Source organism: Paenibacillus sp. CR_12 (assembly GCF_041953985.1).
GTDB classification, from domain to species: domain Bacteria; phylum Bacillota; class Bacilli; order Paenibacillales; family Paenibacillaceae; genus Paenibacillus_AQ; species Paenibacillus_AQ lautus_A.
The window spans coordinates 680,372-693,331 of sequence record NZ_JAVFHO010000002.1; the positions used below are offsets into that span (position 1 = coordinate 680,372).

General features: G+C 52.1%; 9 protein-coding genes, 2 pseudogenes and 1 riboswitch. Of the genes and pseudogenes, 2 read left to right on the plus strand and 9 right to left on the minus strand.

The window, feature by feature from the left end; all coding sequences use genetic code 11:
* The first annotated feature begins 192 nt into the window (after positions 1 to 192).
* Positions 193 to 1,116 carry a cation diffusion facilitator family transporter gene (locus RB297_RS06730; protein ID WP_277746158.1) on the plus strand — a complete coding sequence of 308 codons (924 nt, stop codon included), beginning with the start codon at positions 193 to 195 and terminating at the stop codon, positions 1,114 to 1,116.
* Between the two features lie 414 nt (positions 1,117 to 1,530).
* Here the strand turns inward: RB297_RS06730 and RB297_RS06735 are convergent, their stop codons facing one another.
* The 8 genes and pseudogenes from RB297_RS06735 to RB297_RS06770 form a co-directional block, all read right to left on the minus strand.
* Complete coding sequence (locus RB297_RS06735; protein ID WP_375120106.1) at positions 1,531 to 3,318, minus strand: ABC transporter substrate-binding protein; 1,788 nt, start codon at positions 3,316 to 3,318, stop codon at positions 1,531 to 1,533.
* 179 nt (positions 3,319 to 3,497) lie between these two features.
* Complete coding sequence (locus tag RB297_RS06740; protein WP_375120579.1) at positions 3,498 to 3,866, minus strand: His/Gly/Thr/Pro-type tRNA ligase C-terminal domain-containing protein; 369 nt, start codon at positions 3,864 to 3,866, stop codon at positions 3,498 to 3,500.
* An 18-nt stretch (positions 3,867 to 3,884) separates the two neighbouring features.
* Positions 3,885 to 4,160: pseudogene (locus RB297_RS06745) on the minus strand (ATP phosphoribosyltransferase regulatory subunit); the annotation flags it as partial.
* A gap of 20 nt (positions 4,161 to 4,180) precedes the next feature.
* Positions 4,181 to 4,783 (minus strand): annotated as a pseudogene (locus tag RB297_RS06750) (ATP phosphoribosyltransferase regulatory subunit); the annotation flags it as partial.
* 253 nt (positions 4,784 to 5,036) lie between these two features.
* On the minus strand, positions 5,037 to 7,106 hold the full coding sequence (locus tag RB297_RS06755) for a catalase (RefSeq protein ID WP_375120107.1): 2,070 nt from the start codon (positions 7,104 to 7,106) through the stop codon (positions 5,037 to 5,039).
* 250 nt (positions 7,107 to 7,356) lie between these two features.
* The gene (locus RB297_RS06760) at positions 7,357 to 8,217 is read right to left on the minus strand and encodes an RNA polymerase sigma-70 factor (RefSeq protein WP_375120108.1); all 861 of its coding nucleotides are present in this window, start codon (positions 8,215 to 8,217) and stop codon (positions 7,357 to 7,359) included.
* 38 nt (positions 8,218 to 8,255) lie between these two features.
* Positions 8,256 to 9,443 carry an NAD(P)/FAD-dependent oxidoreductase gene (locus RB297_RS06765; protein WP_375120109.1) on the minus strand — a complete coding sequence of 396 codons (1,188 nt, stop codon included), beginning with the start codon at positions 9,441 to 9,443 and terminating at the stop codon, positions 8,256 to 8,258.
* A 171-nt stretch (positions 9,444 to 9,614) separates the two neighbouring features.
* Positions 9,615 to 11,063, minus strand: coding sequence for an aminotransferase-like domain-containing protein (locus RB297_RS06770; RefSeq protein WP_192571549.1), 1,449 nt, complete (start codon positions 11,061 to 11,063; stop codon positions 9,615 to 9,617).
* A gap of 101 nt (positions 11,064 to 11,164) precedes the next feature.
* Between RB297_RS06770 and RB297_RS06775 the strand changes: the two genes are divergently transcribed.
* Positions 11,165 to 12,082, plus strand: coding sequence for a DMT family transporter (locus tag RB297_RS06775; protein ID WP_096774153.1), 918 nt, complete (start codon positions 11,165 to 11,167; stop codon positions 12,080 to 12,082).
* Positions 12,083 to 12,198: 116 nt separating this feature from the next.
* Here RB297_RS06775 and gcvH read toward each other — a convergent pair whose 3' ends face one another.
* The gene (gcvH, locus tag RB297_RS06780; RefSeq protein ID WP_036660848.1) at positions 12,199 to 12,588 is read right to left on the minus strand and encodes a glycine cleavage system protein GcvH; all 390 of its coding nucleotides are present in this window, start codon (positions 12,586 to 12,588) and stop codon (positions 12,199 to 12,201) included.
* A 169-nt stretch (positions 12,589 to 12,757) separates the two neighbouring features.
* Positions 12,758 to 12,880, minus strand: a riboswitch (glycine riboswitch).
* Between the last annotated feature and the right edge of the window lie 80 nt (positions 12,881 to 12,960).

Consider the following 12,960-nt stretch of genomic DNA (forward strand, 5'->3'; position numbering starts at 1 on the left):
CACCCTTTAAGCATACTAGATAAATGAGCAAGTGAAAAATAATTTTGATGACCTAATTTTTCGGAAAAACTTGACAACAGGAGAGGTCTGAAATAACATTGTATATGAGCATATGTTCATATTAAAATTCAATCGGCTTTTTGAATCATTCGTTCAACATTCTTAGGGTTTATCTGAAGGGAGTTTACGATTATGCACCATCACAACCACCGGCACGGTCATGACCACAGTCACCATGATCACGCCCGCTCAGGGAATAAGAAAGGTCTTGCCATCGCCCTGATCATCACGCTCGGCATTATGATTCTAGAATTTGTGGGAGGCTTGCTTACCAACAGTCTGGCCCTGTTATCCGATTCCGGCCATATGCTAAGCGATGCCAGCGCTTTGCTGCTCAGTCTGGTCGCTTTATGGTTTGCCGCAAGGCCCTCATCGCCGAACAAGACCTACGGCTTTTACCGTTTCGAAATACTGGCAGCACTATTGAATGGCGTCGCCCTGTTTGTCATCGCCGGCTTTATCGTCTGGGAGGCGATTCAACGCTTTGATGACCCGCCGGCCGTTGCCAGCGGCAGCATGATGCTCATTGCATCCATCGGCTTGTTGGCTAATCTTTTGAGTGCATGGTCCTTGATGCGGATGGGCGACGTGAAGAACAATGTGAACCTGCGAAGCGCCTACCTCCATGTCATCGGCGATGCGCTTGGCTCCGTAGGTGCTATTGTCGCCGGGATTCTCATGATTGCATTTGGATGGTATATTGCAGATCCTATGATTTCCATTCTGGTTTCGATCCTGATCCTGAAAAGCGCCTGGAGAATTATACAGAATACCGTTCATATCCTGATGGAGGGTGCACCTGCAGCGATTAACCCTGATGAGGTAACGAAATCCCTGCTGTCCATTCCGGGAGTCACGGGCATCCATGATCTCCACATTTGGACGATCACGTCCAATTTCGACTCCTTGAGCTGCCATCTTGTCGTGAATGATGACGTGCCTGGTTATGAGATCCTTCAACAAGCGATTGATCTTCTGGAAAGTCGATTCCACATTGAGCATTCAACCATCCAGATTGAGAACAGCGCCATCGCTCATAAAGAATATAAAGTGTGATCTGGTTCCTGCGGTAGTCCTTCCGTTCATGAAAAGGGGAAATCCGGCTGCCGAGGTTTACACTTTTTACAAGCTCGGTTGACCTCCATAATGAGACTATCAAGACATTCTACGTAAGTTACCGCGAAATCCTGAATGTCTGATAGGGAGGCTGCCATGAATAACGATATATATACGCTGGAGAAGCTAAATGAATATCGGCAAGCACATTGGGACGAACTGGATCGTCAAGGAAGATTCATTATTCATGATGAGATCGGCGTTGGTGAATCGGAGTCAAATGCGAGGAATCGTCGACTTATCGATAAGCTTTACGGGTTCTTTCGAAAGCGGAGATCACGAAAAACCCATTCAAAATCCTTATAAGCCAAAAGAGCAAGCGCGGTTGTACGCGCTTGCTCTTTTTTACGGGAATCACGCCCGCCAGATCTGCTTAAAATCCAGCCATCCCAGATTATTAATGACGACTCCCTTGTAAGAAGGATGCAAACTTGCGAAGAATCTCGTATGAATCAGAAATGATACATGCGCTTCCTCCCGCAGCCTCTCCTCGATGTTCGATAAAATGCTCAACCGCTCCTCGCACCGTTCTCTGGCAAGCGCGTCATCGATGCATTCTTTTACCCAATCCTGCAGGGACGGATCCAGGAACTCTTTGACAATGCTGCCCTCCTGCTCGTAATTCTCGATGATGCATACTTCTTCGCCCGGAAGAACTAGGCCGTGCAAAATGCAGTCCATACTATTCACCACGTCGGGATGCAGCATGGTATCCATACGTATCTCCCGGATCATCAATGAAATCCCAACGGAAGCACACTGATTCTGGATCCATTCGGCATCCTTGATATGATTGGCCAGCGTTGCCATGATGACGGGGGAACCGGCGTAACCCGACTGCCTCAACAGCGACTTGGCGAACTCGGGATCATAACGGTCTTTGCGGTAAGGCGCTTGTTCATCCATAATGAACCCTCTGGCCGGATAAAGACGATTGTCGCCCAGCTCCCGAATCATCTCCGAACGGTTCAGGATCAGATTGAATGCGCGGCGAAATTCGACGGATTGAAACGGCCCCTGTTTTTTCATATTCCATGTAATCAAAGTCGTGCAGCCTTCGGAGGATTCTATGATATCCACAGCATGATGGTCGCCGCCATGACCGAATTGCTCCGAATCCTGCAGCAGCCGCTCCCAACTGACGTTGCAGTGCTCGGCATCTTCCGGCATCATAATGATTTGGATGCTGTCCAAATGCGGCCGCCCTTGATAATAGTGGGCATTCGCATGAATGGTCAGCCTTTCCTCGGTCCATTCCTCCACCTGAAAGGGCCCCGTTCCGACAGGAAGCCTCCAGAACTGTTCTACATCCTGAATCAGCAGATGTTTAGGCACGATGGACATGCATATGGAACTGAGAAACCGGATGAAAATCCGATTCGGCTTATTCAGGATAAAACGGACCTCGCGGGGCGACACCGCCTCTACGCTGTGCAGTTCACGCACGATCCAAGCATTCCGTCGATCCTGACCCAAGCGCTCCACGGTGAATTTCACGTCCTCGGCCGTTAATTCCTTGCCGTCATGGAACAGAATCCCTTTACGAAGATGAAACGTCCAGCTCGTTCCATCCTCGCTGCTCTCCCAATGATGCGCAATCACAGGCATGTATTGATCCTTTGCTTTATCGTATACCACCAATCGATCGAATATTTGCTGGATCATATGAGCTTGAAAACTGTAATAGCACTCGGCGGGGTCCAAGGTTTCGATCAGCCGATAAACCGGCAGCCGCAGCGAGTCCCTGGCTTCTTCCTCCCCTTCCTTCATCTCCTTGCAAAAGCCAAAATGCCCATTCATCCACTCCACGTAGGAGTCGTTGGTCCGAATGCCTTGTCCGTAGGTACGAAGCAGCTCAAAGGCTTGCTTGTATTCCCCTTTTTCCGCGAGCTGCTGTGCCGCTTCCTGAAGCAGCTCTGCTTGATCCGCTTGAAAGGTCAGCTTGGACCGGTTTCCTCGCCCGCGTCCGGCTTTCCACAGAATCCAGCCCTTCTCTTCGAGCTTGCGCAAAACGAGCTTCGCGTTACGCGACGTGCAATAAAGCGTGTCGGCTATCTGCTCAAGCGTCACTTCCGTAGCGGTATGGACTGGAGCGTTAACAGCAAGCTTCCGGTGCAGCATGAAAAATTGTTCGTACAGCATTGCGATCCGCTCCCCCCTTGTAAAATCCAATACGTTTATTCTACTTGGAGATCGTTTCGAGCGCGAGTACCTTTTCAGTAGAAATCCATTATATTCAAAAAAGAACGGCTCCATTCCCCCTAAACCGTTAGCCTTAAACTGCACATCCTTGTTACATCACAGAAGCACTTCGTTTCATATCAAGCCATCAAGTTCCGGCTTATGAACTCCTCCGCTTCCTTCAATTTTAATGTAAGCTCCATGCCGTCGGACATGTTCTTCAATCGAAGCACGCCGGCCGCCGCTTCATCTTCGCCGATCAGAATGGCATAAGGGATGCCTTCCGCCGAAGCGGAGGCTAAGGTCTTTTTCAATTTGCGCCGCTGGGTAGCCAATCGGGTACGAATCCCGCGATTCCGAAGTGCCGCAGCAGCCATCAATCCTTCCGGGACAGCTTCTCCTATCGGGATGACCACAACGTGTGGCCTGTTCGTTTCAACCACCCGGTCCCGAAGCATCTCCATGATGGATTCCATGCCGAACGAAAGCCCTACCGTCGGATATGCCATATCTTCCCGTCCAACAAGCTGCCCGATGATCGCGTCATATCTGCCGCCGCCGCCCAGGCTTGATCGAAAAGCATGGGACGCGTCGTAAATTTCGTAAACGGTTCCCGTGTAAAACGACAACCCCCGGGAAAGAAACGGATCAAATACGCAGACGTCCTGCAAACCGACACGCTGCAGCAGGCTTTGCAGGATTTGAACTTCGCGCGCGCCCCTCCCGGCTCCAGGTTGTATGTTCTGGTAATCTGCTCGAACGTCGGTTCCTTGAGATCCACGAAACTCAGGACGCTGCGGCAAATTTCCGGATCAATCACCTTATCCGCGAGCTCTTTCCGAACCCCTTCCCTCCCGATCTTGTCCAGCTTATCCAGTGTCAACATGACGGATGAACTTAGGTCGGCCGGTACACCCATAGCTCCCAGGAGTTCACCCAGAAAGCCACGATTGTTCCACCTGAGGACGATCGGAATTTCAAGTCTTCGGAACACCTCGGCTGCGAGCTGCATCAGCTCCGCTTCCGCTTCCGGACCCGCAACCCCCACCACATCGACGTCGCACTGCAGAAACTCCCGCAATCTGCCCCTTTTGACGGGGCCGTCCCGAAATACCTTCCCCATCTCATATCGCTTGAATGGCTGGCTGATGCCTGGGTTCAGCGCGATCACCTTGGCGAACGGTATCGTCAGGTCGTAGCGCAACCCCAGCTGTCGCGCCCCCTGATCCGTCAGATGATACATCTCCTTGAGTATTTCTTCTCCTCCAGCATACTTGGAAGACAGCAGCTCCAATTCATTCAGGATGGTTGACTCCATCTCCGCGAAATCGTAACATTCAAACACTTCGCGTAGCGTCGATTGCACCTTTCTCCTTACAGCCTGTTCCTGTCCAAAATAATCATATGTCCCTTTTACGTTCTGCATCGCTGCTCATCCTTTCGTCCCGAGAAAATAAAAAACGCGCCGGACCTCATGGTCCCGCGCGCTTGGTATGCGGCAGGGAGGCCAACGCGAACAGCGTTAGCCCGCCCTGTAGATTTACAGGCGTGCTAACGCTGCTTGTGATGATGAAGTTGATTCGATTTGATGCTGTTCATGTCATAATCCCCTTCACTTTGAGCCATTGATTAAGGGGAATTATAGCGCAGCTGATCTATATATTCAAGGGCAATTCCTCTTAGATGGTTCGGGACCAATGGCGATGTGCCGCAATCGCATCAATGAAGGCTTGGCCGAACAGCTTCGAATCCTCATTCTCTTGAGCGACCACGATCCCTTCACCGCTCGCCGCCGGAAGCAGATTCATTCCTTCGGCGATGGCCGCGATCGGTTTGAAATGCTGATAAGCTTCCTTGATGAAGTCCAGCACCTTCTGCTCCGTCAGGAGCTCTGACACGCTTAGCGCCCCGCCCGCCACAAGCACCGCGTCGAATAACACGGAATCCGCCCCCAGGAGCGAATGTTTCACTTCCAGTTCTCCGCCGGATTTGCCTGTAATGACGCCAAGCTTCGGGCTAACCACTTCGGTGATGATGCCGGCTTGCTGAAGCTGCGCAAGCACGAACGGAAGCTCGTCCGTGAATCCATTGCCTGCAAGCACAGCTACCTTGCGCGTTAACGGGAGCTTCACGGTGTTCATCATGCTGAGTGCCGGAGAGGAGTCTTTGGAAGCGGAGCCGCTGGTTTGGGGAGGAATGGTTCCTAACCCTTCCGAAATTCTTGTCGCGAGTTCGCTGTCCACATTTGCAAACAGGTCGACGATCTGCTGGCGGATCTCCTTCCGCTGCACTTTGCCAAGCTCGAACTGGAATGCGGATACGATATGCTGCTTCTCCACCTCGGACATGCTGTTCCAGAACAAAGCCGCCTGGCTGAAGTGATCCTTGAAGCTGTCGCTTCGGGCTTGCACCTTGCGACCCTCTACCTTCTCGGTATAATGCTCGTAGCCGCCTCGTTCGGCTGGAACGGGCTTGGGCGTGTTGCCCGCAATGCCGTTCTTATGATAGCTGACCGGCCCCTTATTGATGGTCATGCGGTGTATCCCGTCCCGTTGGTTGTTATGAACCGGCGCAATCGGACGATTAATCGGAATTTCATGGAAATTCGGCCCGCCCAGACGGGACAGCTGCGTATCGGTATAGGAGAACAGACGTCCCTGCAGCAGCGGATCATTGGTAAAATCGATGCCGGGCACGACATGACCCGGATGGAATGCAATCTGTTCCGTCTCCGCAAAGAAATTATCCGTATTGCGATTAAGCGTCATTTTTCCGATGATTCTGACCGGAATGATCTCTTCCGGCCATATCTTCGTCGGATCGAGGATATCAAAATCAAAATTGAATTCCTCGTCCTCCCCGATCATTTGAACGCCAAATTCGAATTCCGGATAGTTCCCCGTGTCGATGGCATCCCATAGGTCGCGGCGGTTAAAGTCGGGATCCTTACCTGCCAGCTTCTGCGTTTCGTCCCACACGAGAGAATGAGTGCCCAGCACGGGTTTCCAGTGGAATTTCACAAAATGCGCCTTTCCTTCCTCGTTCACGAAACGGAAGGTATGCACGCCGAAGCCCTCCATCATTCGGAAGCTTCGCGGAAGCGAACGGTCGGACATCGCCCACATCACCATGTGCGCGCTTTCCGTGTTGTTAGCTACAAAATCCCAGAACGTATCGTGAGCGGACTGCGCCTGCGGAATCTCGTTATGGGGCTCGGGTTTTACCGCGTGAACGAAATCGGGAAACTTCATCGCATCCTGTACGAAGAATACAGGCATGTTGTTGCCAACCAGATCATAGTTGCCCTCTTCCGTATAAAATTTAGTTGCGAAACCGCGCACGTCCCGCACGGTATCGGCTGAGCCCCTGGAACCCGCCACCGTCGAGAACCGGACAAATACGGGCGTCACGACGGAAGGATCCTGCAGGAATTTGGCTTTGGTATAATCTTTCATCGATTCATATAACTGAAAATAACCATGGGCTCCAAAACCGCGGGCATGCACAATGCGCTCAGGAATTCGCTCATGGTCGAAATGCGTCATTTTCTCTCTGAAATGGAAGTCCTCCATTAACGTCGGACCGCGTTCGCCGGCCTTAAGCGAATGCTCATCCTCAGAGACCGTAAGCCCCTGGTTCGTGGTCAAGTTCTTCCCGTCATTGTCTACCGTAAATTGTTCCAGCTGTCGGTCCTTGCTCGTCTTGTTGTTGCTGTTGTTGACATTCGAATTGGAATTTGAATTGTCCATGATCGGAACCTCCTGGTATGTAGTAGATGAGTCTCTGACAAGTGTTTCCCTTGGTAACAGGTCCGCTTGCGGACCCGACATCTAATTACCCTGCAATATGGAATACGAATCCAGTTTCATGCGACCTTCATAAAAAGCTCATGCAATCGAGCTGCAGGCTTAGCGCCGGGACATTCAACGTCTTTCCCTTGCCAATAAAAAAAGCAGCCTCCCTCTTCAAAAGGTCGACCGCAATGTAAACTGTAATGGCTTAAATCCCTGTCAGTTTATCCGGATTTCTCACGATATAGATTTCCTGCAGCAATCCATTCCGGATATTGAAGAAAACGACGCCCGTTACGTTCCCGGCTTGCCGGAAAACAACCCCGGTTTGATGGTTCAATTCCCTGACCTCGATCTCCGGCGCAACACCATCCTCCAGCAGTGCTTGGCGCAGAATGCCGCTAAGAAAACGGGCAACCCGCTCCCGGGTTTCGACCGGCCTTGCCGCCGCGATCACTTTACCGCCGCCGTCGGACAGAAGGACGGCATCGTCCGCCAGCAGGGACAGGACATGTTCGGCGTTTCCCTCGGACAGGGCCGCGAAGAATCGGTTTACCCATTCCTCCTCAACGGACCCTACGCCAATCAGGTCTTCCTCCGTGATCCCCATTTTTCCTCTTGCCCTGCTCATGAGCTTGCGGCAGTTGGCCTCGGTTTTATCGATCAGCCCGGCGATTTCCGGGTAATCGAATCCCAGCGCTTCCCGCAGGACGAATACGGCCCGCTCCGAGGGAGACAGCCGTTCGAGCAGAACCAGCATGGCATAAGAGAGCAGCTCTTGGTTCTCGACGGTCTCATAGGTCTCGCCATAGGATTCCGGAATCGGCTCGGGAAGCCAAGGACCGAAATACTGCTCTCTCCGATTTCTGGCTGACTTGATCTCGTCGAGACAGCGATTCGTCACCATTTTGCACAAATAGGCTTTGGGCTCCCGTATTTGTCCGATGGGAAGGCTTTGGACCTTCACGAACACATCCTGTACCGCATCCTCTGCATCCGTAACCGTTCCGGTCATTTGATACGCCAGATGAAACAGAAGACCCTTATACTGTTCATACAGCTCTAACATACCGTCTTTTCATCCTTTCAAGCAGGATCGTCCCTTATCTAACGAACCATGCTGGAATAATTCCACATGAACGATTTGACCTTGTAAGCCAGCTTTCCTGTGATCATCAGATCCATTCCCCAGGCACGTGACCACACCAGGCCGTGTCCGGGTCCCAATCCAACCGTATACCCTTCATTTACGCTCCTGTGCCTGGCGGCTGGGGTTCCGGTTACATCCGCCTGCACGATGCCGCCAAGCCGCGCCGCTTGCGGAATCGCTTCCTTGCATGTCATCCGGTCTGCAGCACCGCTTGCCGGATCGACCACATGCGCGCAATCGCCAATGCCGTATATTCCCGGCGCATCCTTGACACGGTAGCTTTCATCCACAACGATCTGCCCGTCCGCCGTCACGGGCAGTCCCAGGTTAAGCAGGGCGGGATTCGGAGCCAGACCAAGCGTCCACACCGTAAGGCCGACAGGGATAGGAGCTCCTTCAAGAAAATGAAGCTGCCCCTGTTCCTCCTTAAGCGCTCTTCTCCCCTGATGAAGGACGATGCCAAGCTCGGTTAGATATCGTTCAAGCCGTTTCCCTACTTTGGCAGGCCCTTCGAGGAACAAGCGATCCTGAGCATTGAACAGATGCACCCGAATATGTTCCGGGTCTAAACGGAGCTTACCCGCCTCAGCCCGCATCGCGTGAATCAGCTCGGCCGACGTCTCGATTCCGGTAATGCCTGCACCGGCTACGGCAATACTCATCAGCCGCTGCTTCTCCTGCGCATCCGTTTCTGCTGCCGCAAGCCTAAGATTGGACTGCCAGCGTTCCCGGATACGTTCCGCCGCTTCCATGCCTGTCAGCGATATGCCGCCTTGTTCCGGTGCTGCCTGGCGCACGACGCTTCCAACCGCCATCACAAGGACATCATACTCCATCCTATGCTCCTGCCCTCTGCCGTCTTCCAAGCTCAGCAGCTTGCTCTCCTTGTCAATGTTAGTCACCCTGCCCTGTATGAAGCGGGTGCCTTCCGGCATGACCTGTTCCCACGGGACGGTTATGCTTTCCCCACTTACGGCAGGGCGGAATAAAAGCACTTTCCGCACATGGGCGGAACCTTGATCGATAAGGAACAATCTTAGCTTTCTTCCGTTCAGCCCTTTCTGGCAGCCTTTATGAATGGCTTTGAGGGCATGTATGCCGGCAAAGCCTCCGCCTACGACAACGCATGTGAAATCCTTTATCAATACAACCCATCTCCTTTGGTTTATGCGATTTGCACATAACACGAGGAGGGGGCTGCTTTTGTGACATGACCGCCAACCTTTTTTAAGGAAACCGGCTGCTCTTCATCAGCAAGCCCCATAAATACTCTCTTTGCTGTCCGATTCATCCTTAAAATCATGCCAATATGTCCGCTAATTCAGCTTCATACGGCCCGATATCTCGACGAGGCGACGTATTCCCTCATCCAGCTGAACCTCGCTGATATAAGAGTAACTAAGCCTGATCCACGATTCCATCCGATCCAGCGGATCGCATATCCGTCCGGGAACAAACGCTACCGATTCCGCCAGGCATTGCTGCAATAACGCATCCACGTTGATCGTTTCCGGCAGCCGTACCCATAGATTCAAGCCGCCTCCCGGGCTGCTCCAGCTCCAATCCGTAGCCGCCAGCAGGTTCTCCATCCTCGCTTTTCGAAGCTCCAGTGCAATCCGAAGCTTGGCCACATGCTCCTGCAGCCTGCTGGAGAAGAAATAATGCTGAAAAATCTTTTGCGTCAACAAGGGCGTACCGTTGTCCGAAAGCGCCTTGACCGGTACGATTACCTTCATCAGCTCCGGACGAGCGGCCAGGACCGATATCCGCAGGCCAGGGGCAACGTATTTGCTGAAGCTTCGAATATGAATGACGTAACCCTCGGTATCGTAATAAAAAAAGGGCAGCGGCGGCGGATCTCCAAAATAAATGTCGTGATAAACCTCATCCTCCACCAGAATGCATTCATATCGTTCGGCTAGTTCAACCAGCGCCTTGCGCTGCGTTACCGGTACCGTATATCCTGTCGGGTTTTGAAACGTCGGGTTCATGTAGAACAGCTTCGGCTTCTCCGTCCGCATCATATATTCGATATGTTCCAGGTCGTATCCTTGCGGCGTAATCTCGATGGGGAGCAGATTGACATTTTGCTGAACAAAAACATCAATCGCCGGGCTATATGTCGGCCGTTCGATCAATACAGCATCTCCGCTTTTGACGAGCGAACGCGAAATCAGATCAATCGCTTGCTGGGATCCCGTCGTAATCAGCAGTTCTTCCGGATGAACCGCTATGCCCTGCTTCTCCATGAAATACCGGGCCATTTCCTCGCGCAGCTCCAAATCTCCGGACACCGAAGAATAAGTGCTTAATACCTTCGGATACATGTCAAACACTTGTTTGACGTGGTTGGACAAGAATGCATTCGGCAGCAGCGCAGGATCGATGAGCGCTTCCGACATCTGGTAATCGACCTGATGCCTGTGAATGTCGGACAAGCGGCTGCGATTGACGTACAGCGATCTGGCCTGATATTCCCAAGGCGGGCTGAATGCAAGGGGTTCCGCCGAAACGTCTTCTGCCTTACTCGCCACAAAATACCCTGATTTATATTTCACTTCCACGATGCCATCCTCTAACAGCTGCTGATAAGCCTTCAACACCGTTAATCGATGAACCTTCAAACGCTCCGCCATGACCCTAACCGACGGCAGCTTGTCAGACTCCTTCCACTCCCCTGTTGCAATGCCTTTTGCAATGGTGTCGTAAACCAGCTGCTGCAATGACCCTTTTCCTGCCTTTTCATCCATCATCGAAAGCTTCATCTGTTCTTTCCCCCTGACCTATTTGCAGGCGTATCTGTTCTATCAGACCCAAATCTGTTCTATTAACTACCTATTATAGTATAGAAAAAGGAGGATGCAGCATGATTATTTTTAACTACTTATTAATGTGCGCCATTTTCAGCACCACGTTTCTCGCGATCAAAATCGGCGTGGAGGCTGGGCTGCCGCCATTTCTCTCGGCGGGGCTTCGATTTCTTCTGGCGGGCGCCTTCATCTTCCTGTGGATGATATTGCAGCGCAAGGCAAAACCGAGCCTGCTCTTGCGCAAGGAATTCCTTCTGATCGGGATGACCAGCACGTTTCTGACGTTTGCGACGCTGTATTGGGCCGAGCAGCATGTAGCTTCTGGCATTGCCGCCATTCTGTCGGCTACGGGCCCCATGATGATCCTGATGATTCAATCCGTTGTCATGCGGAAGAAAGCCCGGCGCAGCGATTACTGGGGCTGCGCGGTCGGATTTGCGGGCGTGTGCGTGCTCATCATGCCCAAGCTGGCGATCGGGAGCGACCTCATCTGGATTCTGAGCTGCATGGTCATCCTTATAGGCGAAATCGGTTACAGCGTGGGCTCGCTTGCTACCCGCAAACTGTCCTTTGACATGCCGGATATCTCGCCGATTACGATCAATGCGGTGCAGATGATGCATGGGGGCTTGGCTTTATTGCTTCTATCCTTGTTCAGTGAACGCGGGCAATGGACTGGGCTGACAACGATGCCGGCCATAGGATCCGTCTTATATTTGACAATCGTCGGCTCGATGCTGGGCCATAGCCTGTATGCCTGGCTGCTAAAAGCGACGAATGCCTTTTTCCCGTCCACCTGGCTCTTCGTGTCGCCGATCATCGCGCTGGGACTCGGTGCATTTCTGTACGGCGAAACGATTTCACTTTATTCGGTCCTAGGCAGTTTGTTCATTATCGGCGGGATTCTGATCGTGAATCTGCCTGAGCTCCGGACACGTTTCATGTCGCGCCGCATGGCATCAAGCTCAGGATAAAGCGTAGCATGGTTCCCCGAATGAATGGACAAACGGAAACGGCTGCGACCCGTAATTCTCATTACGTGTCGCAGCCGTTATGCTATGCGTTCGTTCCTATTGTTATGTTACGATTCCTAATCCACTTTGGCACGATAAGCATCCGCGGTCAGCAGTTTGCCTAGCGCTTCGTCCAGATCGCCTTCCACCTCTACCTCCATAATCCATCCGCCTTCATACGGCTCTCCGTTCACAAGCTCAGGCTGGTCTTCCAAGGAGGTATTCACTTTCGTAATGGTTCCGGAAACAGGGGAATACAGCTCCGAAACGGTTTTGACCGACTCAATGGTGCCGATGCTATCGCCTGCGGAAACCGCAGCGCCCGTCTCGGGAAGCTCTACGAATACGATATCGCCCAGCTGGCACTGCGCATGATCGGAAATACCGACGCGCACCACATTCCCATCAACCCTCAATGCCCATTCATGATCGTCGCTGTACACCAAATTCTCTCTGATTTCGCTCATTTTCGAATACTCCTCTTTTCTTAAAAAATGAAATTAAGGTGAATGAAAAAAAGGACGCGAAAAAAGGCTTTCGCCTTCTCTCTGTCCTCGGTACCTGAGAGTTTGTGATCGGCCGCCTCTTAACGGTTCGATCTTTCCCCTTGGGTGGCTTGCGCACTCTCCAGAGCTGCGTCGGATGGCGGTTCGTTTACCTGAGAGATTACTCGTCAGCCCGGCAGGCATAACGGTTTGCTCCTTCGGTGCCGCTCGGGTTATCCCCAACTCGTTAGCGGTCTCTCCCATCCATCGTCATTCGCATATTCGGTTGGCTTATTCTCCCACAGAATAAAACAGGGACGAGTCGATGTCAAGATTTCTAACAAAAATTTTAAA